General features: G+C 62.4%; 19 protein-coding genes. 4 read left to right on the top strand and 15 right to left on the bottom strand.

Going from position 1 to position 22,429, the window contains the following annotated elements; all coding sequences use genetic code 11:
• Nucleotides 1-41: 41 nt before the first annotated feature.
• From ccmB to yajC, 7 genes are all read right to left on the bottom strand, one after another.
• Complete coding sequence (gene ccmB, locus RA26_RS08390; RefSeq protein ID WP_039182595.1) at nt 42-698, bottom strand: heme exporter protein CcmB; 657 nt, start codon at nt 696-698, stop codon at nt 42-44.
• Nucleotides 695-1,309 carry a heme ABC exporter ATP-binding protein CcmA gene (ccmA, locus tag RA26_RS08385; RefSeq protein ID WP_039182592.1) on the bottom strand — a complete coding sequence of 205 codons (615 nt, stop codon included), beginning with the start codon at nt 1,307-1,309 and terminating at the stop codon, nt 695-697. Before ccmA ends, ccmB begins: the two co-directional genes overlap by 4 nt.
• A 91-nt stretch (nt 1,310-1,400) precedes the next feature.
• Nucleotides 1,401-1,754 carry an Mth938-like domain-containing protein gene (locus RA26_RS08380; RefSeq protein WP_039182590.1) on the bottom strand — a complete coding sequence of 118 codons (354 nt, stop codon included), beginning with the start codon at nt 1,752-1,754 and terminating at the stop codon, nt 1,401-1,403.
• 11 nt (nt 1,755-1,765) lie between these two features.
• Nucleotides 1,766-2,518 carry a TSUP family transporter gene (locus RA26_RS08375; protein WP_039182587.1) on the bottom strand — a complete coding sequence of 251 codons (753 nt, stop codon included), beginning with the start codon at nt 2,516-2,518 and terminating at the stop codon, nt 1,766-1,768.
• Nucleotides 2,511-3,479, bottom strand: a complete 969-nt coding sequence (gene secF / locus RA26_RS08370; RefSeq protein ID WP_039182584.1) for a protein translocase subunit SecF — start codon at nt 3,477-3,479, stop codon at nt 2,511-2,513. The genes RA26_RS08375 and secF overlap by 8 nt, the downstream gene beginning before the upstream one ends.
• Nucleotide 3,480: 1 nt before the next feature.
• Entirely contained in the window at nt 3,481-5,142 is a 1,662-nt protein-coding gene (secD, locus tag RA26_RS08365) for a protein translocase subunit SecD (RefSeq protein ID WP_039182581.1), read from the bottom strand.
• A gap of 33 nt (nt 5,143-5,175) precedes the next feature.
• Nucleotides 5,176-5,460 carry a preprotein translocase subunit YajC gene (yajC, locus tag RA26_RS08360; protein ID WP_039182578.1) on the bottom strand — a complete coding sequence of 95 codons (285 nt, stop codon included), beginning with the start codon at nt 5,458-5,460 and terminating at the stop codon, nt 5,176-5,178.
• Nucleotides 5,461-5,772: 312 nt separating this feature from the next.
• Here yajC and RA26_RS08355 point away from each other — a divergent pair, with 312 nt between their 5' ends.
• Together RA26_RS08355 and serS are read left to right on the top strand one after the other, a co-directional pair.
• Complete coding sequence (locus tag RA26_RS08355; RefSeq protein ID WP_039182575.1) at nt 5,773-6,189, top strand: SET domain-containing protein; 417 nt, start codon at nt 5,773-5,775, stop codon at nt 6,187-6,189.
• Between the two features lie 145 nt (nt 6,190-6,334).
• A complete protein-coding gene (gene serS, locus RA26_RS08350; RefSeq protein ID WP_039182572.1) occupies nt 6,335-7,627 on the top strand; it encodes a serine--tRNA ligase in 1,293 nt (430 codons plus the stop codon).
• Nucleotides 7,628-7,698: 71 nt separating this feature from the next.
• On the opposite strand, the gene RA26_RS08345 is transcribed toward serS, so the two are convergent.
• The 5 genes from RA26_RS08345 to RA26_RS08325 all read right to left on the bottom strand — a co-directional run bounded on the left by RA26_RS08345 (nt 7,699) and on the right by RA26_RS08325 (nt 13,078).
• Nucleotides 7,699-8,166, bottom strand: coding sequence for a helix-hairpin-helix domain-containing protein (locus RA26_RS08345; protein WP_039182569.1), 468 nt, complete (start codon nt 8,164-8,166; stop codon nt 7,699-7,701).
• 58 nt (nt 8,167-8,224) lie between these two features.
• On the bottom strand, nt 8,225-9,178 hold the full coding sequence (locus RA26_RS08340) for a fatty acid desaturase (protein WP_039182566.1): 954 nt from the start codon (nt 9,176-9,178) through the stop codon (nt 8,225-8,227).
• A 317-nt stretch (nt 9,179-9,495) separates the two neighbouring features.
• Nucleotides 9,496-10,959 carry a ribosome biogenesis GTPase Der gene (gene der / locus RA26_RS08335; RefSeq protein WP_039182564.1) on the bottom strand — a complete coding sequence of 488 codons (1,464 nt, stop codon included), beginning with the start codon at nt 10,957-10,959 and terminating at the stop codon, nt 9,496-9,498.
• Nucleotides 10,960-11,030: 71 nt separating this feature from the next.
• On the bottom strand, nt 11,031-12,353 hold the full coding sequence (locus tag RA26_RS08330; RefSeq protein WP_039182561.1) for a PQQ-like beta-propeller repeat protein: 1,323 nt from the start codon (nt 12,351-12,353) through the stop codon (nt 11,031-11,033).
• Nucleotides 12,354-12,406: 53 nt separating this feature from the next.
• Nucleotides 12,407-13,078, bottom strand: coding sequence for a hypothetical protein (locus RA26_RS08325; RefSeq protein ID WP_039182558.1), 672 nt, complete (start codon nt 13,076-13,078; stop codon nt 12,407-12,409).
• A 289-nt stretch (nt 13,079-13,367) separates the two neighbouring features.
• Between RA26_RS08325 and RA26_RS08320 the strand changes: the two genes are divergently transcribed.
• On the top strand, nt 13,368-14,480 hold the full coding sequence (locus RA26_RS08320) for an efflux RND transporter periplasmic adaptor subunit (protein ID WP_039182555.1): 1,113 nt from the start codon (nt 13,368-13,370) through the stop codon (nt 14,478-14,480).
• Entirely contained in the window at nt 14,477-18,313 is a 3,837-nt protein-coding gene (locus tag RA26_RS08315; RefSeq protein ID WP_039182552.1) for an efflux RND transporter permease subunit, read from the top strand. Before RA26_RS08320 ends, RA26_RS08315 begins: the two co-directional genes overlap by 4 nt.
• A 76-nt stretch (nt 18,314-18,389) precedes the next feature.
• Here RA26_RS08315 and RA26_RS08310 read toward each other — a convergent pair whose 3' ends face one another.
• From RA26_RS08310 to RA26_RS08300, 3 genes are all read right to left on the bottom strand, one after another.
• Entirely contained in the window at nt 18,390-18,716 is a 327-nt protein-coding gene (locus tag RA26_RS08310; RefSeq protein ID WP_039182549.1) for a hypothetical protein, read from the bottom strand.
• A gap of 134 nt (nt 18,717-18,850) precedes the next feature.
• Nucleotides 18,851-20,680: an ABCB family ABC transporter ATP-binding protein/permease gene (locus RA26_RS08305; RefSeq protein WP_039182546.1), complete on the bottom strand. Its 1,830-nt coding sequence runs from the start codon at nt 20,678-20,680 to the stop codon at nt 18,851-18,853.
• A gap of 96 nt (nt 20,681-20,776) precedes the next feature.
• Nucleotides 20,777-22,399 (bottom strand): LysM peptidoglycan-binding domain-containing protein, encoded by a 1,623-nt coding sequence (locus RA26_RS08300; RefSeq protein WP_039182543.1) that lies wholly within the window; start codon nt 22,397-22,399, stop codon nt 20,777-20,779.
• Nucleotides 22,400-22,429 lie beyond the last annotated feature (30 nt).

Genomic DNA, 22,429 nt, shown 5'->3' with positions numbered 1-22,429 from the left:
CTATTTAGCTCTTGTTCACGGGTTTCTCAATTGTGTGGCCCCTAGCGCAAATTGACGCGCAGGACAGCGGCGCTGGCAAAGGGCAGCAAAGCGATGGAGGCGGCGGAGATGCCTGCCAGCAGCAGCAGCGGCGTCTGCACTGCCATGCCCTCCGCACCGCGGCGCGCGACCTCGGAGCCGAAGATCAGCGTCGGCACATAAAGCGGCATCACTAGCAAAGACATCAGCAGGCCGCCGCGCTTCAGCCCCACGGTCAGCGCGGCACCAAAAGTGCCGATGACAGACAGCGCAGGCGTGCCCAGCAGCAAGGAGACCACCAGCCACTGGAAGCCTTGAACCGGCAGGTTCAGCAGAACGCCCAGCACCGGCGCCGCCAGCACCAGCGGCAGGCCGGTGGTGATCCAGTGGGCCAGCGCCTTGATCGTAACAGTGCTTTCCAACGGCAGCGGCGCGGTGGCCAGGAGGTCGAGTGAGCCGTCCTCCCAATCCAGCGCCAGCAGCCGGTCAAGCGACAGCAGACAGGCCAGCAGCGCCCCCAGCCACAACACGCCCGGGGCGATGCGGGCCAGCAGTTCGGACTGCGGGCCGACAGAGAACGGCACCATCACGGTCACAATCAGAAAGAACGCAAGACCGAGGCCAAAACCGCCGCCCGCGCGGAAGGCGAGCTTCAGATCCCGCAGGAGAAGCGCAATCACAGGAAGCCTCCGTCAAAATCGTCGATCTCCGGCGGCCTGGCCTTGTAGGGGCCGACGTCCAGCACCTCCGCCTCCAGCCCCAGATCGATATGGGTGGCAATCAGCGCGGACCCGCCCTGCCCCAGATGCGCCCGCACGGCGTCTGCGAACATGGCAACGGAGTTCACATCAAGGCTCACTGTCGGCTCATCCATGATCCAGATGGGGCGGCCGGTGACCAGCATCCGGCTGAGGCCGAGACGGCGTTTTTGGCCGGCAGACAGCGCCCCGGCCTGTCGGTCGCGCAAGCCTTGCAGATCAAACCCGTCCAGCGCCTGTTCTATACCATTGCGGCCAAAGACGCTGGCCCAGAAGGTCAGGTTTTCTGCCACACTCAGCGTTGGTTTCAGCCCGTCGGAATGGGCGGCATAGGCAATCTGGTCCTCAGCCCCCTCAACCCGGCCCTTCAGCGGCGGCTGCAGGCCTGCGACGGTGCGCAGCAGCGTGGTCTTGCCGATGCCATTGGGTCCGCGCAGGATCAGCGCCTTGCCGGGCTCCAGCGCAAAGCTCAGGCCCTCCAGCACCGGGATGCCACCGCGGGCCACGCCCAGATCCGTCACAGTCAATGTCATGAGGTTCGCTTATCCCATTGCTCCGGCGCATGAAAAGACCATTCAGCAGATGCCCGCTTTGCGGCAGGTCAAATACATCAGAAATTCATCTTCAGACCGGCAAAGCGGCCAAAGCAATCCTGCGCCCCTCGGACAACAGCACATTGTAAGTGCGGCAAGCGGCGGGCGAATTCATCGCCTCGACGCCCAGCCCCGCGTCCTCCAGCTCTTTGCGCAGCTCCGCGGGGATATGGGCGATCTCAGGCCCGGTGCCGATGAACAGCACATCTATCTCTCCGGCCAGCGCCAGCAGCGGTGCGGCGTCGGCCATGCCGCCCCAAGACGAGGTGCCCGCAGCTGACGTTAGCACGCCGCCCTGATGCACCTGGCCGCCGATGCGGAAGAACCCCTCGCCATAGCCGTCGACGGGCTGCGCATCGGAATAGCTCACTTCGTTCAGGCGCATGGGCGGTCCTTTCAGTCAAATACCGGGAGGCTGGATAGCACGGCCAGCGCAATCACGGAATAGGAAGCAAAGCGGTAGACCTTCTCGAGCTTGGGATCAAACAGCGCCTTGCCGGTGAGCGTGGTGATTATGTAGGGGATGCCCAGAAGACAGGCGAGGATCACCGCCTTAAGGCTGGCCATGCCGCCGAAGATCAGGTTGGCGGCGATCACCACATCCAACGCCGCCAGGAATACGATGGTGTTGGCCCGCACCCGCGCCACGTCACGCACGTTGGCAAGGTAGAAAACGATGATCACCGGTCCCGTGAGGCCGGTCATACCGCCAACCACACCAGCCGCGCCACCAATGGCAAACCGCCCCGGCCAGCCAAGTTTGCCCTGCCAGCGCCAGCCGGAAACCACCGCGGCCAAGGTCACGCCGATCACCCCGGCAGCCACCCAGCGCAGGGTCAGCGGGTCCATCTGCGACATCAGCCACAAACCCGCCGGCACGGTGACTGCAGCGGCCATGGACAAGGCGCCAACCTCTGCCCTGTCGGCCTTGCTCCAGGCCTGCGGGAACAGGGTGATGGTGGAAAACACCCCCATCAGCACCATCAGGAACACCACATCCGCCGACGGCAGGAACTGGGCGCCTACCGGCACAAAGATCATCGCGGTGCCAAAACCAGTGAAGCCGCGGACAAGACCCGCGGCTCCAATGGTTATCAGCAGCCAGAACAGCCCCGGCGTCTGCAGGGCTGCCTGAAACGCCTCAGGCATCGATGTTTCCGAACTGGTTGCCGGTGGTGTTTGCCTGCTTCGACCAGTCGCGCTTCACCCCCAGCTTCAAGAGGATGGTGGAGGCGACGAAGACCGACGAGTAGGTCCCTACAATAACGCCCCAAATCATCGCAAAAACGAAGCCGCGGATCACGTCGCCGCCCAGCACATAAAGCGAGATCAGCGCCAGAAGCGTGGTGACGGAGGTCATCATGGTCCGGCTCAGCGTTTCGTTGATCGAGATGTTCAGAACCTCGGCCAGGTCTTTCTTCTTGTAGCGGCGCAGGTTTTCACGCACCCGGTCGAACACAACCACGGTATCGTTCAGCGAGTAGCCGACGATGGTCAGCAGCGCCGCAATGATCGCCAGGTCAAACTTGATCTGCAGCTCCGAGAACACGCCGATGGTCAGCACCACGTCATGCACCAGCGCTGCCACCGCGCCGAGGGCGAACTGCCACTCAAACCGCAGCCAGATGTAGACCAGCACCGCGGCAATCGCCAAGGCGACCGCAATAATCGCAGTGGTGATCAGTTCGCCTGAGACCTTGGGGCCAACGGATTCGACGGACACGAATTTGATGCCCGGCGTGACCGCGTCCAGCGAGGCCTTCAGCGTTTCAATCATCTCACCGGAGATCGCCTCGCCGTCTTCCTGTGCCTGAATGCGGATCATGGCGACGTGCTGGTCTTCCTCAAAAGCCGGATCGAACACCTCGGTGATCGACACATCACCCAGACCGTGCACGGCCAGCGCATCGCGGTAGGCACCCACATCTACAGTTTCGGACGCCTCTGTTCGGATGGTGGTGCCGCCGCGGAAGTCGATGCCGAAGTTCAGCCCCTGAAACAGGAAGGAGGCAAAGCCCACCACCATCATCAGCGCCGAAATGCCCAGCCAGAGCTTGGCGCGTTTGAAGAAATCGAATGAGGTTTCCTGGGGAACAAGTCTCAGCCGCATATCACACCTCAATCGTTTTCGGACGGCGCCGTTCAAACCACATGACGATCATCAGGCGGGTCACAAAGATCGCGGTGAACACCGAGGTCAGGATGCCCAAGCCAAGGGTGATCGCAAAGCCGCGCACCGGGCCGGAGCCCATGGCGAACAGGATCACCGCAGTGATGAAGGTGGTGATGTTGGCGTCGAGAATGGCGCTGAGCGCCTTGGAGTAGCCTTCGTCGATGGCCTTGGCCGGACCGCGCCCCGCCTTCAGCTCCTCGCGGATACGCTCGAAAATCAGCACGTTGGCGTCAACGGCCATACCAACCGTCAGCACGATACCTGCGATGCCCGGCAGCGTCAGGGTGCCACCGATCAGGCTGAGCATGCCGAAGATCAGCGCGATATTCAGGATCAGCGCCACATTGGCAAACAGGCCAAACAGGCCATAGCTGAGCCCCATGAACACCAGCACCGCGACAAAGGCCACGACGGTCGCGATCTTGCCCGCATCAATGCTGTCCTGGCCCAGTTCCGGACCGATGGTGCGCTCTTCCAGGAACTCCAGCCCGGCAGGCAGCGCACCTGCGCGCAGCAGCACAGCCAGATTGGTGCTTTCTTCAACGGTAAAGTTGCCGGTGATGATGCCGGAACCGCCCGGAATATGCGACTGGATCACCGGGGCGGAGACCACCTCGTCATCCAGCACGATAGCGAAAGGTTCGCCAATATTCTCAGCGGTATAGTCACCAAACCGGCGGGCACCGGAAGTATTGAAGCGGAAGGTCACCGCAGGGCGGCCGTTCTGGTCGAACGACGGCTGCGCATCCACCAGGTCTTCGCCGGTGACAACCGCGGCGGCCTCGATGGTGTAGTAGAAGCCCTCTTCATCCAATGACGGCACAATCTTTTGGCCGATACCCGGTGCTGCATCCGCGTCGCTGCCGCGGCCCGAAACCGGGTTGAAGGTCAGCTGCGCGGTGGTGCCGATGATCGCTTTCAGCTCCGATGCGGAACCGATGCCCGGCACCTGGATCAGGATGCGGTCAGCCCCCTGGCGCTGGATGGTCGGCTCGCGTGTGCCGACCTCGTCGATGCGGCGGCGCACGATTTCCAGCGATTGGCGCACCGTGCGGTCGTCGGAGGCAAGCTTTTCAGCTTCGCTCAGTTGCACCACCAGGATGTCGCCGTCGGCAGAAACCTCAATGTCGGTGGCGCCTGCACCGGTCAGGCTGGTCACCGGGCTGGCCAGGCCGCGCACCACTTCCAGCGCGCGGGACATGCCGTCCGGCTTGGAGAGCTTTAGGCGAATCTGGTCTGCAGGGCCCGGCTGACGGCGGAAGGTGCCGACAGTGGAGCGCTCGGGCCGCAGCGCGTCACGCACCTCCGGCCACAGCGCATCCATCCGCGCTTCATAGACGTCTTCGACCTGCACCTCAGCCAAGAGATGCGCGCCGCCCCGCAGGTCGAGGCCAAGGTTCACCAAGCCCGAAGGCAGGAATGACGGCCACTGGCCTGCGGTTTCCAGCCGTTCCGGCGTTTCACCCCTGGCGATGATATCCGCCGCCGCATCGTTGGCCTGTTCGACGCGGGTGTAAAATCCGTTTGGCAGGGCAAGCATGATACCAGCTGCGCATACCAGCCAGATCAGCACCCTCTTCCAGAGATCAATTTGCAGCATTGCCCTGCCTTTTCAGATGGTTGTTCAGGGCGCTTACGCTGCCGGCTCGGTCTTGTTCAGAACCTGGGCAATGGTCGCCTTGACCACGCGCACCTTGACGCCATCCGCGATCTCGACCTCGATCTCGCCGTCTTCCTTGACCTTGGCTACCTTGCCGATCACACCGCCCTGGGTCACCACCTGGTCACCGCGGCGCAGGCCGTCCACCATCGCCTGATGCTGTTTCATCTTCTTCTGCTGCGGGCGGATCAGCAGGAAGTACATGATCGCGAAGATCAGGATAAGCGGGAGAAATTGGCCGATTGCGCCAGCGTCCATGGGATATTCCTTCTGTCAAAGCGGCGCTGGGTTCAGCGCCGGAAATTTGCAGCGGAACCTATGCGCTGGACCGGGGGTTTGCAAGGGAACGCTGAGGCCATGGTGGAGCGGATTGCACACCGTGGCACCCTGCCTTGCTGCAGCCGGCAGAAGAAAGAACAACCGCGCCCTCGCGCTGTATAGATTTTGATTGCAAATCAGCGCGATTCGGCGCTTTGCTTTCCGTTGCGCAAGCCGCCAGGCGCGGGGCCTTTGCCCCCTCTTTCCGGTCCGGATGGCGGCCCGGCCATTCCTGAAAGAAGGAACAGGCGCATGATGATGGTGCGCTGCTATCTCGCCCCGTCCGCCATCGAAGGGCTGGGCGTCTTTTGCCACGACAACATCACCAAGGGCGACATTGTCTGGCGATATGACAGAATGCTCGACACCACCTTTCCGGAGAGCAAGCTGGACAATGTCGAACCCCACGTGAAGGAGTTTCTCGAGCGCTACAGTTTCCCGGATCCCTGCCGCCCGGGCTACCTGATCCTGCAATGCGACGAAGGACGGTTTCTGAACCACTCCATGTACCCGAACCTCGACTTTTCCGACGGGGTCTGGGGCCGGGCGCTAGCCACTATCCCGGCCGGCACGGAACTCACCTTTGACTATGCCGACTTCCTGACCGGCGAGATCCACATGCAGCCGCCACGGCATCAGGTGCACATGATGGCAATGGCCGCAGAATGATCCAAAAAAGGCCGGGCGCAACACCCGGCCTTTTTCTTTTCACGCTGTCAGCGCTTAGGTGCCCGCCCCCTTCCCCTTTGTTCACCCTTGCGTCATAGGATGGGCCTACTGATTCAAACACCATTCAACGCTAGGAGAGACTCTCATGCATGACATCCGCGCTATCCGCGAAAACCCTGCCGCATTCGACGCCGCTGTGGCGCGGCGCGGGGATGCGGGCGTGTCATCCGAGATCCTGGCACTGGATGAGGCACGCCGCGCCAAGATCCTGGCCGCAGAGACCGCACAGGCAGAGCAGAACAAGGCTTCCAAGGAAGTTGGCGCCGCCAAGGGCCGGGGCGATGAGGCCGAGTTTGAGCGCCTGCGCGCGCTGGTGGCCGAAAAGAAGGCCGAAGTGGCCGCGATGAACACCGAGGCCAAAGCACTGGATCAGCAGCTTAACGACATGCTGATGACTATCCCGAACCTGGCATTCGACGATGTGCCGGACGGAGCGGATGAAGACGACAACGTCGAAATCCGCCGCTGGGGCGAGCCGAAGGCGCTGGAGTTCGAGGCCAAGGAGCATTTCGAAATCGAAGGCGTGAAGCCGGGTATGGATTTTGAGGTTGCGGCTAAGCTGTCCGGCAGCCGTTTCGTGGTGCTGTCCGGCGCGGTGGCCCGCATCCACCGGGCGCTGGCGCAGTTCATGATCAACACCCATGTGGACGAGAACGGTCTGACGGAAACCTGGACCCCGGTTCTGGTGCGCGAAGAGATGATGTATGGCACCGGCCAGCTGCCCAAGTTCGGCGAGGACAGCTACAAGACCACCAACGGCTGGTGGCTGGTTCCGACCGCTGAGGTGACGCTGACCAACATCGTCAACGGCCTGACGGTCGAGGAAGGCTACCTGCCGCGCCGCTATGTGGCGCACACACAGTGCTTCCGGTCTGAGGCCGGCAGCGCCGGCAAGGACACTGCCGGCATGCTGCGCCAGCACCAATTCGAGAAGGTCGAGATGGTCTCGGTCACCCATCCGGACAAGAGCGTCGAGGAGCATGAGCGCATGACCCGCTGCGCCGAGGACATCCTGGAGCGTCTGGGCCTGCCCTACCGCACCATCGTTCTGTGCACCGGCGACATGGGTTTTGGCGCCCGCAAGACCCATGACATCGAGGTCTGGGTGCCTGGCCAGAAGACCTACCGCGAGATCTCCTCGGTCTCGGTCTGCGGCGATTTCCAGGCCCGCCGGATGAACGCGCGTTTCAAGCCAGCTGACGGCGGCAAGCCGCAGTTCGTCCACACGCTGAACGGCTCCGGCCTGGCCGTCGGACGCTGTCTGATTGCGGTGCTGGAAAACGGCCAGCAGGCGGATGGCTCGGTTAAGCTGCCCGAGGTGCTTGCCCCTTACCTGGGCGGCAAGCTGACTCTGACCGCCGAGAGTGAACTGGTCTGATCCAAGGCCCACAGCAGAAACAGAAACCGGCGCCCTTGGCGCCGGTTTTCTTTTGAAGCAATGGCTTGAAGCTATTTCTTCGACTTCTTCTTTTTCTTCTCAGCGCCGTTGCCTTCCAGAATGGCCTTGGCTTTTGCCTTTTCCTTCTCGATGGCTTTTTTCGCCTTGGCCTTCACTTTCTTGGCCTTCTTCTTGGCCTTTTCCTTGGCCTCGGCAAATTCCTCCATCAATTGCGCCGCTTGACGTTTGGCCTTCTTTGCCTTGGCCTGGGCTTTGGCGGCCTTCTCCTCAGCCGCTTGAAGCGCAGTTTCCGCAGCGGCCAGCCGCGCACTCAGATCTTCCCCATCCGCCTCTGCGGATCCGTTGTGCGCCCGGGCGGCATCCTGCAGCAGGCCAGCCCGGCTGGCACCGATCCCCGGGATGCTTCGCAGCTGCTGCTCCTCCATCCCGGCCAGCGCCTCAACCGATTGCACACCGTTCTCTTGGAGAACCCGGGCCAGTGCCGGCCCGACCCCTTTCAATTCCGAAATTGCCGTCATACTGCTGTCTGCCCCCATCCAATTCAGCCCTTTGTCAGTCAATCATTGCAAAATTTATTCACCCCGGAAAGGGCACCAGACATTTCTTCTCTTCATCCCAAAGCTTTAGCGTCAGCGCGCGCAGCGCTTCGGGAAGCTTGATCCGCCGCAGCCCAAGCTCCGGCGGCAGGCTGTAATGGCACTGGCGCAGCCGGTAGGACGGAATACGCGCGTTGTAGTGGTGGATATCGTGCAGGGTAATATTGGCCACTGCCATGTCGAAGAACCAGCCGAAATCGAGGCAAGATGACCCTTGCAGTGCAGCCACCTGCGGGTTCAGATCCGGGCGGCGGTCCCAATAGGTGTCCTCGAAATTGTGCTGAAGGTAAACCAGGAACACGCCGATCATGCCTCCAAGGAAGGAAAACACCAGCCAGATCCAGATTCCGGTCATGCCTGCCGCCCGGTAAAGCAGCCCCAGCATGGCAATGATCACCACATTGTGCAGGATTACCCCGGCAGCTCCAAACCGCACCGTGTTCTTGGGCCAGCGGTAACGGATGAAATAGGTGAAGGCAGATCCCAGCGGCACCAACACAAACGGATTGCGGTACAAACGATAGCCCAGCCGCTCCCAGAACCCGGCAGCCTTCCATTCCTGCACCGTCATGGTGTGGATCTCTCCAGTCTCGCGGTGCTCCAGATTGCCGATGTTCGAATGATGCAGGTTGTGGTTCTGCTTCATCACCTCGAAGGGCGCAAAGGTGAAAGGCGACAGCACATGGCCCGCGATTTCGTTCTGCAGACGGGTCTCGAACAGCGAGTGGTGGCCGGTGTCGTGCTGCAGCACGTAAAGGCGCACCGCGGCAAAGGCAAAGACCACCCCAGCGGGCAGCATCACATACCAGCGGTCTGCATAGGCGATGGCCAGATAGAGCGACAGGAAGTAAACCGCAAACGTCCCGAAGTAACTGAGCGAAGCCAGCCGGTTATCCTTTTCGGTGTATTTGCGCGTGTGTGCCCTCAGATCCATGAATTCTTCCATAAATGCGCGATGTGACAGGCATGCGAAATGGGCGCAGCCCGCCCAAGATAAACCTCAGATAATTCCAGCTTTGCCAAAGGCAAGCCGGCTGAGGCAAAGCGCCTCAACCCTAGGGATATCACCGCGCCACTCTGGATGGAACAGCCGGGTGCCGGCCAAGGCAGTACGGCGGATGCCTGCCGAAGGTACAACAGACCTCCGTTGCAGAACGCGAAAACGCCGCCCTAGGGGGCGGCGCCGGGCCCAACGGGCCAAGGTATTCTCTAAATGCCGCGAGGCCGGGCGGGAGCATCCGCCGCCGGAGGTCAGCTGCCGCGCTTCTTCAGGTGCTTTTCCAGCGCGCCTGCGTTCTTTGCCCGCTTGCCTTTATAGGGGTTCTTGTCGCCCTGCCCGCGCATATAGAGGCGGATCGGCGTGCCAGGCATGTCGAAATCCTCGCGCAGCCCGTTGACCAGATATCGCGTATAGCTTTCAGGCAGCTTGTCGGGGTGCGAGCACATCACCACGAATCCCGGCGGGCGGCTCTTGGCCTGGGTCATGTAGCGCAGTTTGATCCGCTTGCCCTGGGGCGCGGGCGGCGGGTGCTGTTCCAGCATGCCAACCAGCCATCGGTTCAGCGCCGCAGTCGGAACCCGGCGGTTCCAGGTGCCATAGGCGCGCATGATCGCCTCATGCAGCCGGTCCAGTCCCTTGCCGGTCTTGGCCGACACCGTCACCAGCGGCGCGCCGCGCAACTGCGGCAGCAGGCGGCCGAAGGCTTCCTTGAGATCGCGCAGCTTTTCCTGCTTGTGCTCCTCGGCATCCCATTTGTTGACCGCCACCACAACCGCACGCCCTTCGCGTTCGGCCAGATCGGCAATCCGCAGGTCCTGCTGCTCAAACGGGATGCTGGCGTCCAGCAGCACCACCACGACCTCTGCAAATTTCACCGCGCGCAGGCCGTCGGAGACAGAGAGCTTCTCCAGCTTCTCCTGCACCTTGGCCTTCTTGCGCATGCCGGCGGTGTCGAACACGCGCATCGGCGTGTCTTTCCAATTGATCCTGAGCGAGATCGCATCGCGGGTGATCCCGGCCTCGGGTCCGGTCAGCAGACGGTCCTCGCCCAGGATCTTGTTGATCAGGGTGGATTTACCGGCGTTCGGGCGGCCCACGACGGCCACCTGCAAGGGCTTGGCATCGGTCGGGACAGGGATGATTTCTTCCTCGTCCTCGCCGATCTCTTCATAGACCTCGACGTCGGTGACCGGCGCATGTTCTTCGGCCGCTGCCTCAAATTTCTCGGCCAGCGGCTGCAAGATCCCATAAAGGTCCGGCATCCCTTCGCCGTGCTCGCCAGACAGCCGCAGCGGCTCGCCCAGGCCAAGGCCGTAGGCTTCCAGCACGCCGGCCTCGGCAGCGTTGCCCTCGGCCTTGTTGGCGGCAAGGATCACATGCGCGGACTTGCGGCGCAGGATGTCGGCAAAGATCTCATCCGTCGGAGTGACGCCGGTGCGGGCGTCGATCATGAACAGGCAGATGTCGGCCATATCGACCGCCCGCTCTGTCAGGCGGCGCATGCGGCCTTCCAGCGAGTTGTCGGTGGCATCTTCAAGACCCGCAGTGTCAATCACCGTAAAGCGCAGATCACCCAGCCGTGCCGCGCCTTCGCGCAGGTCACGCGTCACGCCCGGCTGGTCGTCGACCAGGGCCAGCTTCTTGCCCACTAGGCGGTTGAACAGGGTGGACTTGCCCACATTGGGACGGCCCACGATGGCGAGGGTAAAGGACATCAGACCAGCTTTCTGCGATTCAGACGCGGCTCATAGCGCATCCGCGCGGCTTGTGCCACCCGGAAACACTGTCAGCGGTATGCCAGCAAATCGCCCTTGGTGGAAACCACATAGAGCGTGCGCCCGGCGACAACCGGTGCCGTGGTGGCGCCGCCAGGCACTTCCGCAGTGCGGGACAGGCTGCCGTCGACGGGGTTGAAGAAACGCAGCAACCCGTCGTTGGAGGCAAGAACCACCTGACCGCCCGCCACAACGGGGCCATGGTGCACATGGATCTGGCCGCGCTTCCGTGGCTTGTCCTTCAAGTAGCCCGGAAGGTCCACGGCCCAGATCACCTCGCCGCTGCCGGCGTCCAGCCGCAGCAGCTGATTGAGGTCGCTGACCTGGAACAGGCTGCCGCCCGCAGGCCATGCCGTCCCGGCGGCACCTTCGCGCGCGGTCCACAGACGGTCGCCGGTCTCGAGATCAATTGCCACCGTGCGGCCTGAGTTATTGCCGGCATACAGCCGGTTGCCCGACACCACCGGCGCACCGGTAACATCACTGATCCGGGAAAGGGTCTGGCCAGTGCGCTGACCTGCTACAGACGCGCTCCACCGGCGCAGGCCGCCGCGGCGGAAGGTAGCGATCAAATCGCCGGAGCCGAAGGCAAAGACCGCAAGGTCATTTGTCACCACCGGAGCCGGAGCGCCCAGAACGTTGGCCGGCGAGGGTGAGGCGTCGATCTGCCAGGCGATGCGGCCATCCTTGGCGTTCACGGCCCAGCCGGTGTCGTCGCCTGCCACCAGGTAGACCAGCCCGCCGCTGACCCGCGGCTGACCGGAGCCGGTCGCGTCCAGTTCTTGCCGCCAGATTAAGGTACCATCTGACGCATTGAGCGCTGTGAGCACGCCAAAACCGGACGAGACGTACAGCACATCATCCGCATAGGCCACTCCGCCGCCGGTCGCCTGGCCTTCATCATCCTCTGCAGGAATAAGTTCGCTTTGCCACAGGATCTGGCCCTGGGGTGAAACCGCCGAAACCCGTGCGGCACTGTCTAGCGTGTAAATACGACCGCCGCCCACAACAGGGGTTGCGGTGATGCGCTGGCGGCGGCTGTCGCCTGAGCCGATAGACGCGGACCAGATGCGCTGAGGCGCAGCAGCCAACGCCGGATGCGCGGTACGTCCGGCCTCGGCGCCGTGACCCTGTTCCCAGCTTGCATTTGCGGCTTGCTGCGGAAGGGAAATGGCGCGGGACTGGTTGACGGTTTGCTCCGCAGCCTCTGGTCGGATGTCCTCGCGCTCGCCGCGCAGGATGACCTCTTTCTCTGCGCAGGCTGCCAGAATGGCCGCAGCTGCGGTTGTGCAAAGAAGAACCCGTGCCCGGGAGAAAGTTTTGATTATTGTCATTGCCCTGCCCTGTGTGCCCTACTTTTTCCGCAAGTTCCCATCCGCGGAGCGCCCTACCCCTCAGGCGCGGCATCCCCGTTGACCGAGCCGCCAAGCGCCACAATCACCTGAGACGCGCGGTCTTTCAAGTCCGCAGTGACCGTTGCATCCGCAACGATATCGCGCAACCGGCTGATGGCAGCGCTTGTATTGCCTTCTTCCACATCCAGCAGCGCCAATTGTTCAGAGGCGAGCAGCGCCAAAGGTGCCCCAGGCTGGGCCAGCGCCTCATACTGAACACGGCGGTCCGCAACGCTCAGGCTGCCGGCCTGCAGAGCCAGCGCCTTGAAGCTAGCGACATGGCGGTAGATCAGCGGCAGCCCGCCATCAACGGCAACCGCCTCCAGCTTTGCCACCGCCTCAACGGTCTTGCCAGCCTCCGCCAGCGCTCCCGCTTCAAGCATGTTCAGAACGGCAGCGCCGCCAGCGCTCTCCGCCGGGACAGATTTCAAAGCCTCAGCCTGTTGCGCGCTGCCGTCGATCTTGAGTGCGGCGGTGATGCCGTCGCCAAGCTTTTCAGCTGCGGTCTGATCCTTGGCCTTGTTGTATTCCCGGAATGCGGCACCGCCAACAATCATCACCACCACAGCGCCGCCGATCCAGCCATAGCGTTTCAGCATCAGGAAAAGCCGGTCACGGCGGACCTCTTCGGTCACTTCGTCGATAAAGCTGTCGGTATCGCTCATGAAAAGCCCCTGATATGCGCGGCCCGGGCTGCCGCCCGCACCGGTATTGAATGCGTCGCGCCCCTCTTACCCCGGCTCAGAGGACAAGCCAAGTGGCCCGTTTGCACCAGAAACTTTGCCATTTACCCCAGAAAAGCAAGAAATGTGAACTAAACCACTTAGTTTAGAATGGACATCTCCTATATCAGGCCTATCACATACGCGCGACTCCGCTGTGAACTGGTCTGCCCGCCCGACGGACAACGGCCGTTCGCACGTGGAAGAAGACAGAAATCAGGAAAGGCCCGACATGCGCATTGTACCGATACTGACCGCGGTGGCGGTATCCGCCAGCCTTTACCTGGTGGTTTTCGAGCGCGACGATCTGATGGCCTTTGCCCGCGGGGAAGACGCAACGGAGGCGACCGGGGCCGAAACGGCAGCAGAAGGCGAGCAACTGGCAGAGGCAGAAGAATCGCGCGTCGGCGTTGTTGCCATTCAAAGCAAGGCGCGCACCATCGGTAATGCGGTGATCCTGCGCGGCCAGACCCAGGCCATCCGCCAGGTGGAAGTACGGGCCGAAACCACCTCTACCGTCATTTCCGAGCCGCTGCGCAAGGGCGCGCACGTCCAAAGGGGCGACCTGCTGTGCGAACTTGACCCCGGCACCCGCCCGGCATCGCTGCTTCAGGCACAAGCGCAACTGAAGGAAGCCAAGATCAATCTGACCGCGGCAGCCAAGCTGTCGGAGGGCGGATACGCGTCTGAAACCCGGCTGGCGTCGGCCGAAGCAGCGGAACGTTCCGCACAGGCCGCAGTGGCTGCGGCGGAGCGGGAGATTGCGAACCTGACCATCGCCGCACCTTTCGACGGTCTTCTGGAAAGCGACACCGCGGAACTTGGCAGCCTGCTGCAGCCCGGCAGCCTCTGCGGCACGGTCATTCAGCTCGATACCATCAAGCTGGTCGGCTATGTGCCGGAGGCTGAGGTCAACAAGGTGGAACTGGGCGCCATTGCAGGCGCTGAGCTGTCCACCGGCCAGCAGGTCCAGGGGGAGGTCACCTTCCTCAGCCGCTCTGCTGATCCGACCACCCGCACCTTTGAAGTTGAGATCACCGTCCCTAACCCGGATCTGAATATCCGTGACGGCCAGACCGCAGACATCGCGATTTCGTCGGCCGGCTCGCTGGCGCACAAAGTGCCGCAATCGGCGCTGACGCTGAACAACGAGGGCCAGTTGGGCGTGCGCGTTGTCGGATCCGACAGCACCGTGGTATTCTACCCTGTGCAGCTTCTGCGCGATGATGTGGACGGCGTCTGGCTGGGCGGACTTCCTGAGAACGCAGACGTGATCGTGGTGGGACAGGATTTTGTAACCGAAGGCGTCGCCGTGGCGGCCACCTACCGGGAGACTGAACAGTGATTGGCATCGTCGATTGGGCTGCCGGCCGCGCCCGGATGGTCCTGGCGTTCATCGCAATCTCGCTGCTTGTCGGCGGCTTCGCCTATTCGATGCTGCCCAAGGAAGGCGAGCCGGACATTGAAATCCCGGCCCTGTTCATCTCCGTGCCCTTCCCCGGCATCTCCGCCGAGGATGCAGAATCCCTGATGGTCAAGGTCATGGAGACCGAGCTTGCCGACCTCGACGGGCTCGACAAGATGACCTCCACCGCCGCCGAAGGATATGCCGGGGTGGCGCTGGAGTTCGAGTTCGGCTGGGACAAGACCGCCATCATGGCCGACGTGCGCGACGCCATGGACAAGGCCGAGGCCGAGTTCCCGGAAGGAGCTGAGAAATACTCGATCACCGAGATCAACTTCTCCGAATTTCCGATCGTCATCGTGAACCTGACCGGCGCAGTGCCGGAACGCACGATGGCGCGCATTGCCAAAGACTTGCAGGACGACCTTGAGGCGCTGGATGCAGTGCTGGAGGCCGGCATCGCCGGCAACCGCGACGAGATGGTCGAGGTGCTGATCGATCCCTTGCGGCTGGAAGCCTACAACGTCACCGCACTTGAGCTGATCAACGTTGTGCAGAACAACAACCAGCTGATTGCGGCTGGTGAGGTGGAGACCAGCCAGGGCGCGTTTTCGGTCAAGATCCCCTCCTCCTTTGATGATGTGAAGGACATCTACCAGCTGCCGGTCAAGACCAACGGCGACCGGGTGGTCAAGCTGGGCGAGCTGGCACAGATTAACTTTACCTTTGAAGACCGCGAAGGCACTGCCCGCTTCAACGGCGAAGACACGGTTGCCCTCCAGGTGGTCAAGCGCAAAGGCTACAACCTGATCGACACCGTGAACCTGGTGAAAGAAACCATTGAGGTCTCCAAGTCCAAATGGCCGCCGGAACTGCAGGCCGCAGTCAAAGTCGGCACCTCCAACGACCAGAGCCGCGTTGTGGGCTCGATGGTCAGCCAGCTGGAAGGTTCGGTTCTGACCGCCATTGCACTTGTGATGATCGTTGTGCTGTCGGCGCTTGGCAGCCGGGCCGCGCTGCTGGTGGGTTTTGCCATTCCTACGTCATTCCTGCTATGTTTCGCTTTGCTCGCCCTGATGGGGATCTCGATCTCCAACATTGTGATGTTCGGCCTGATCCTCGCCGTGGGGATGCTGGTCGACGGCGCCATCGTGGTGGTGGAATACGCCGACAAGCGGATCAAGGAAGGCACCGGCCCGATGCACGCCTATGTCGAGGCGGCGCAGAGGATGTTCTGGCCAATCGTGTCCTCCACCGCGACCACGCTCTGCGCCTTCCTGCCGATGCTGTTCTGGCCCGGTGTGCCGGGTGAGTTCATGGGCATGCTGCCCGTGACCCTGATCTTCGTTCTGTCCGCCTCGCTGGTAGTGGCGCTGATCTACTTGCCCGTCATGGGTGGTGTCACCGGCCGCATCAGCCGAACTTTCGAGGGCGCCTCGCGCGCACTGCGGATGATTGCGCCCTGGTGGCTTCGTTCCGTGCTGGTGCCGGTGGCGATGTGGGGCATGTTTGCGGGCGCGATGCAGATGCTGAACCCCTCCTACCTGCTGGGAGAGGGCACTGCCCCGATGGCGGGCGTCCTGTTCGGCGGGCTGGTGTTTACGCTGGCATCCTTTGCGGCCTCCATCACGCTCAGTTCCGTCAAGGTGGAGCGCGAGGAGCAGGAGGTTGCCCCCGGCTACCACCACACCCCGTTCGGCCATGTGATCAAGTTCATCGCGGGCAACCCGGTAATGCCGGTGGTGACCATCGCCGCCGTGGGCTTTGCCATCATGACCGTCTTCTCGACCTTCAGCGAGAACAACTACGGCGTTGAATTCTTCGTCGACTCGGAGCCGGAACAGGCCACCGCCTATGTCCGCGCCCGCGGCAACATCTCCCTGCATGAAAAGGACGAGATGGTGCGCGCGGCTGAGGAGGTCATCCTTCAGCACCACGCGGTGATCAACGTGTTTTCCTTTGCAGGCGACGGCGGCCTCAACACCGACAGCTCCGGCGCGCAGCTGCCGCCGGACACCATCGGCCAGGTCCAGTTCGAAATCATCCCGTGGGAAGAGCGCCCCACCGAGAGCGAGCCGCTCGACGGCTGGTTCGGCGGGCTTCTGAGCAAATACCTGGGCTTTGAGAAAAAGGTGATCGCCGAAGAATACGACGGCAACACAGTGATCGACGAGCTGAACGCGATGCTTGGCGAACTGCCCGGTTTCGAAATTGAGGTCCGCGCCCTGGCGCAAGGTCCCGCCTCCGGCAAGCCGGTGCATCTGCGCCTGCGCGGCGACGGCTGGGAGGACCTGACCGAAGCTACCCTGGCCGCGCGGGAAAAGTTTGAAAACACCCCGGGCCTGATCCTGATCGAAGACAGCCTGCCCCTGCCCGGCATCGACTGGCAGATCAACGTGGACGTCGAGAAGGCCGGCCGCTATGGCGCCGACGTGGCGACCGTGGGCGCGATGGTGCAGCTGGTCACCCGCGGCATCCTCTTGGACACCATGAGGGTCGACAGCTCCGACGAGGAGATCGAGATCCGCGTCCGCCTGCCGGAACAGGACCGGGTGCTGTCAACGCTCGACAACCTCAAGGTCCGCACCTCGGACGGGCTGGTGCCGCTGTCCAACTTTGTGACGCGCCAGCCGGTGCCGAAACTGGCGCAGATCAACCGCATCGGCCAGGAGCGTTTCTATGACGTCAAGGCGGATGTGGAACCGGGCCTGAACAAGGTTGTGATTGAGGATGCCGGCAGCGGTGAAATGACCCGCCTGGCGGTCCTCAAGGAGCTTGCGGAAGGCTCCACCGCTACCGGCCAATCCCTGACCGCGCCAAATGGTAAGGTAATGCAACTGGTGCAACTGACTGGCGCCGGCAGCTTTGATGCCGTGCTGGCAGCGCTGGACGACGGCGCCAAGATAAGCCCGATGAACGCAAACGAGCGGATCGCCGTCCTGACCGAATGGCTGGAGACCGACCCGCTGCCGCGCAGTATCGGCTGGGAATGGACCGGCGACCAGGAGGAGCAGGAGGAATCCGGTGCCTTCCTGTCCAAGGCCTTTGCCGGCGCGCTGGCGCTTATGTTCGTGATCCTGCTGGCCCAGTTCAACAGCTTCTACAACTCGGTGCTGGTGCTGCTGGCGGTGGTGCTGTCCACCACCGGCGTGCTGATCGGCATGATGGTGATGCAGCAGCCATTCTCGATCATCATGACCGGCACCGGCATCGTTGCACTGGCAGGCATTGTGGTGAACAACAACATCGTGCTGATCGACACCTATCAGGAGTTCAGCCAGCAGATGCCGCGGATCGAGGCGATCATCCGCACCGCCGAAGCGCGTATCCGTCCGGTTCTGCTGACCACCATCACCACGATGGCGGGCCTCACCCCGATGATGTTCGGCGTCAGCCTGGACTTCATCAACGGCGGCTACTCCATCGACAGCCCCACCGCGCTGTGGTGGAAGCAGCTGGCGACCGCCGTGGTCTTCGGCCTGGGCATCGCTACTGTGCTGACCCTGGTGGTCACGCCCTCGCTCTTGTCGATCCGGGTATGGTTCTCCACCTACATGCGGGCCCTCGGCCGGATGCTGTCGCGGATCACCCGCGGCCGCTCCAGCCGCATCGCGCAGGACTCCAAGCTGTTCAAGAAGGCGCGTCAGCTGCCGACCACCGAAATCCAGTGGGTGGAAGACGCCATACCTGAGACCGGCGAAAAGGAGTCGGGATCCGAGGAAGACGAACCGCAACCGCCAGCCCCCAGCGGCCGCTTGCGCGCAGCGGAGTAACCAGAAAAACAAAAAAGCCCCGCTCCGGCGGGGCTTTTCCTTTCTGCATGCCGCCATTTCCGGCGCACAGCAAAGATCAGTCGGTGAAAGTGTATTCACCCAGATCGCACAGATCGAGACCATAGTCCTCTGCTTCGGAGCCATCAGCGAAACTGCCGCGAATGTCATAGACGCAGGTGGTTGCGCCGTCGGCAATCAGAACATCAATCTCATAGCTCGGCGCAAGGTAGCCGCCTTCCATCAGGTTGCCTTCCCAGCTGTTCGAAGACGCGGGTGAAACGTTGAACTCAACCAGATCGGCACTGCTGTCATTCACCAGCAGGAACTCAAGATCTTCGGCATAGGCAGGCGCTTGAAAGGCAAGCAGGGCAGCCGCGGAGGCGGCAGTCAGAAGGGTCTTCATACACATGTCCTTTTTTTGGGCCGGCAGTCTCAATCGCCACCTCAGCCCGCAGTGCGAGCACACTAAACACCCAAGAATCTCGGTCAATGGGAAAGCAAAAGATGGTTTCCCCGCTCCGGCGCCTGGCAGCCCCGTCAGGCTGCATCCTGGTCCGCTTGCTGACGCTGCCACAGCCGGGCATAGCGGCCCTCCCGGGCCAGCAGTTCCTCATGGCTCCCGGTCTCGGCAATCTCGCCCTGTTCCAGCACTACAATCCTGTCTGCCTCGGCAATGGTGGACAGGCGGTGGGCGATGGTGATCACCGTGCGCCCCTGTCCAGCCCGTGCCAGCGCTTCCTTGATTTCCTGCTCGGTATCGGTATCGAGCGCCGAGGTCGCCTCGTCCAGCAGCAGCACCGGCGGGTTCTTCAAAAGCGTCCGGGCGATCCCCACCCGCTGCTTCTCGCCGCCCGACAGCTTCAGCCCGCGCTCACCCACCTGTGTCTCATAACCTTCTGGCAGCGCCATGATGAAGTCGTGGATCTGCGCGTCCCGCGCCGCCTGTTCCACATCCTCCTGCGTGGCCCCGTCGCGGCCATAAGCGATGTTGTAACGGATGGTGTCATTAAACAGCACCGTGTCCTGCGGCACCACTCCGATGGCCTGATGCAAGCTGTGCTGGGTCACATCCCGCACATCCTGGCCGTCGATCTTCAGTGCCCCGCCTGTGACGTCATAGAAGCGGAACAGCAGCCGCCCGATGGTCGACTTTCCCGACCCGGTGGAGCCGACAATTGCCACGGTCTGGCCCGGCTCTGCCTCCAGCGATATGCCCTTCAGGATCTCCCGTCCGGCATCGTAGGAGAACCGCACATTCTCAAGCGTGATCCGTCCGCCGTTCACTTGCAGCTCCCCGGCACCGGGCCTGTCACTAACATCCGCAGGCTGCTCCAGAAGGTCGAACATCTCTCCCATGTCTACCAGACTCTGACGGATTTCGCGGTAGACGGTGCCGAGGAAGTTCAGCGGCACGGTGATCTGGATCATGTAGGCGTTGACCATGACAAAATCACCGACGGTCAGGTTGCCCTGCTCCACACCGATGGCGGCCATCACCATCACTCCAACCAGACCCCCAGTGATGATCACGCTCTGGCCAAAATTCAGCGCCGCCAATGAATAAGCAGTCTTGAGCGCCGCCTGCGCATAGCCCCGCATGGCGCCGTCATAGCGTTCCGCCTCGCGCTCCTCGGCGACAAAATATTTCACCGTTTCAAAGTTCAGCAGGCTGTCGATGGCCTTCTGGTTGGCATCGGTATCCTGCTTGTTCATTTCCCTGCGAAGCTTCACACGCCATTCGGTGACCGCAAAGGTGAACCACACATAAAGTCCGATGGTGACAGCTACGACCACCAGGTACCAAGCGTCGAACAGCACCGTCAGGATCACCGCTACTAATGTCAGTTCCAGGATCAGTGGCCCGATGGAAAACAGCATGAAACGCAGCAGGAACTCGACGCCCTTCACCCCGCGCTCGATGATCCGGCTGAGGCCGCCGGTCTTGCGGGTGATATGGTAGCGCATCGACAGACGATGGATATGGGTAAAGGTCTCCAGCGCCAGCCGCCGCAGGGCACGCTGCCCCACCGGTGCAAAGACCGCATCGCGCAGCTGCTGGAACCCGGTGGTCAGGATCCGCGCCATGCCGTAGGCCACCGTCAGGCCGATGGCGCCAAGCGCCAGCGGCGGCACGCCCTCGCCCGCCAGGCTGTCGACCGCGCCTTTGTAAAGCATCGGCGTATAGACCGCGATCAGCTTTGCCAGCACCAGCACCGCCAGGGCCAGCACCACGCGGACCTTTACGGTCCGGTTTCCCTCGGGCCATAGATACGGCCCCACCTTTCGCAAAGTGCGCAGGCCAGAGCGGCGTTCGTCCTCGGCTATGTCCGCTTGGTTTGGCGCGGCGGCCTGATCTGTCTGGGTCATGGCTGTTCCTGGCTAGACACCTCCAGATATTCACCTGTTCACGGTTTTGCGAGGGGGGCACAGAAAAAACGCGCCGCAAGGGCGCGTTTTCCAGTGTCAATCGGGGATGGTGAAGACTTGCCCCGGATAGATCAGATCCGGGTTGCGGATTGCCCCCTTGTTGGCCTCGAACAGCCTCACATAGAGGAAACCGCTGCCGTACTTCTGTTGCGAGATAGCCCAAAGCGTATCGCCCTTCTGAACCGTCACCGCCCTGACCAGCGGTACGGGCTGCTCTGGATCCGCTTCACGCTCGGGCTGCGGCAGCGCCTCCGGCGCTTCGCGCTTGAACGGGGTTTCGAGGCGGCTCACGACCTTGCCGGTTGCTGCTTCGATCTCATCCAGCCGCAAGGTGTAGACGCCGGGAGCCACATCCTCCAGCCGCCCGTTCCACTGACCGGTTTCTGCAGCATCCAATTCGGCGACCGGCTGATTGTCCACATAGACACGCACGCGCGCTTTTGGACGCGCCCTGCCCGACAGCTCAACCTCGCCAGTGCCATTGTAGGTGATTGCGTCAAGCGCAACTTCCTTACTGAGCTCAGGATCGGCGGGGACAGCAGGCTGCACCACTTCAACCCCGTCCTGATCCGCGCGCAGAACTGCAACGGCTTGGCCCTCAGGCTGAGCTGGTTCTGCCTCAGCTGCAGTCTCGTGGCCGTCCTGCGCAGCATCGGCTGCTTCGGTTCCAGCCGTATCCTGCCCGTTCTCTGCGAGAGATTCAGCCTCTTCAGCAGCTTGTGCCTCAGTGGCAGCCCCGCTGCTGCCCGTTTCCCCCTCGGCGTCAGGCTCCTCGGCTGGCGCATCCTGCTCCAAAGCAGCAATTTGCTCTGTACCCTGTTCGCCCTGCTCCTCTGACGGAACGGCGTCAACCGGGCCGACCGGCGCCAGAATGAAACTCGCGCCCGAGGCCGCTTTCTCCCCCTCATGTTCGGCGCGCAAAGACACCACCCGTGCAGCTCCGCTGGGCGCAATGGTCGCAAGCGACACGAACTCACCGCCTGCAGGCACCTCCAGCTGATCCAGCACTTCACCGTCCAGCAGCACCGAAACCTGCACACCTTCCTGTGCCCGCCCGGCGATCACCGCAGCACCTTCACTGTCCACCCGCACCAGATCCAATTCCGGGGCCTGCAGGACGAACACATCGTCTTTGCTGGTTCCGGCGTCCGGTTCCTGCGCGCTGCTCGCGGTTGTATCCGAAGGCTCCGCCAGGGACGCAAGTCCGCTATCCTGATCTGAAGCTTCCGCCGCGGCGCCGGCCGCGCCTGCCTCTATCGGCGCACTGCCTGCATCGGAATTTTCTGTTTCTGTCAGGCCGGTTACAGCTTCGCCTTGATCTTGATTCTGCGGTTCATGACTTTCGGTATTCTCGATAGCGGCGTCCTGCGGCAACTGGCTGGAGTCCTCCGCTTCAACCGCTTCCACCTGATTGCTCGCGGCTTCCTGCACAGCCCGGTTCTGCAGCGGCTGACCGGATTGCCCGCCCGCTCCGGAAAACACCTCGTCACTGTTGGCCGCCTGGCTGGCTTCCGGTTCGCGGGCCGCCTCGCCATCAGGCGCGACCGTGCCAAACATGCCCAGCTGGTACAGCACGACGCCGCCCACAACCACGACCGCCCCGGCAATACCGCCAAGTGTGAGGGCCCCCAGACCCCCGCTTCCAGATGCATCCGCCATGTCTTTCCCTTCGGCAATTGCGGAATGTGA

Source organism: Leisingera sp. ANG-M7 (assembly GCF_000813965.1).
GTDB lineage: Bacteria > Pseudomonadota > Alphaproteobacteria > Rhodobacterales > Rhodobacteraceae > Leisingera.
This window is presented reverse-complemented; position numbering and strand designations above follow the sequence as displayed.

What these genes read in the sequence shown, in the direction of transcription:
- yajC (WP_039182578.1), bottom strand. Translation starts at nt 5,460, where the DNA reads ATGGACGCTGGCGCAATCGGCCAATTTCTCCCGCTTATCCTGATCTTC.
- secD (WP_039182581.1), bottom strand. Translation starts at nt 5,142, where the DNA reads ATGCTGCAAATTGATCTCTGGAAGAGGGTGCTGATCTGGCTGGTATGC.
- der (WP_039182564.1), bottom strand. Translation starts at nt 10,959, where the DNA reads ATGTCCTTTACCCTCGCCATCGTGGGCCGTCCCAATGTGGGCAAGTCC.
- RA26_RS08325 (WP_039182558.1), bottom strand. Translation starts at nt 13,078, where the DNA reads ATGAGCGATACCGACAGCTTTATCGACGAAGTGACCGAAGAGGTCCGC.
- RA26_RS08330 (WP_039182561.1), bottom strand. Translation starts at nt 12,353, where the DNA reads ATGACAATAATCAAAACTTTCTCCCGGGCACGGGTTCTTCTTTGCACA.
- RA26_RS08345 (WP_039182569.1), bottom strand. Translation starts at nt 8,166, where the DNA reads ATGACGGCAATTTCGGAATTGAAAGGGGTCGGGCCGGCACTGGCCCGG.
- RA26_RS08320 (WP_039182555.1), top strand. Translation starts at nt 13,368, where the DNA reads ATGCGCATTGTACCGATACTGACCGCGGTGGCGGTATCCGCCAGCCTT.
- serS (WP_039182572.1), top strand. Translation starts at nt 6,335, where the DNA reads ATGCATGACATCCGCGCTATCCGCGAAAACCCTGCCGCATTCGACGCC.
- secF (WP_039182584.1), bottom strand. Translation starts at nt 3,479, where the DNA reads ATGCGGCTGAGACTTGTTCCCCAGGAAACCTCATTCGATTTCTTCAAA.
- RA26_RS08340 (WP_039182566.1), bottom strand. Translation starts at nt 9,178, where the DNA reads ATGGATCTGAGGGCACACACGCGCAAATACACCGAAAAGGATAACCGG.
- RA26_RS08375 (WP_039182587.1), bottom strand. Translation starts at nt 2,518, where the DNA reads ATGCCTGAGGCGTTTCAGGCAGCCCTGCAGACGCCGGGGCTGTTCTGG.
- RA26_RS08380 (WP_039182590.1), bottom strand. Translation starts at nt 1,754, where the DNA reads ATGCGCCTGAACGAAGTGAGCTATTCCGATGCGCAGCCCGTCGACGGC.
- ccmA (WP_039182592.1), bottom strand. Translation starts at nt 1,309, where the DNA reads ATGACATTGACTGTGACGGATCTGGGCGTGGCCCGCGGTGGCATCCCG.
- RA26_RS08310 (WP_039182549.1), bottom strand. Translation starts at nt 18,716, where the DNA reads ATGAAGACCCTTCTGACTGCCGCCTCCGCGGCTGCCCTGCTTGCCTTT.
- RA26_RS08355 (WP_039182575.1), top strand. Translation starts at nt 5,773, where the DNA reads ATGATGATGGTGCGCTGCTATCTCGCCCCGTCCGCCATCGAAGGGCTG.
- RA26_RS08300 (WP_039182543.1), bottom strand. Translation starts at nt 22,399, where the DNA reads ATGGCGGATGCATCTGGAAGCGGGGGTCTGGGGGCCCTCACACTTGGC.
- RA26_RS08305 (WP_039182546.1), bottom strand. Translation starts at nt 20,680, where the DNA reads ATGACCCAGACAGATCAGGCCGCCGCGCCAAACCAAGCGGACATAGCC.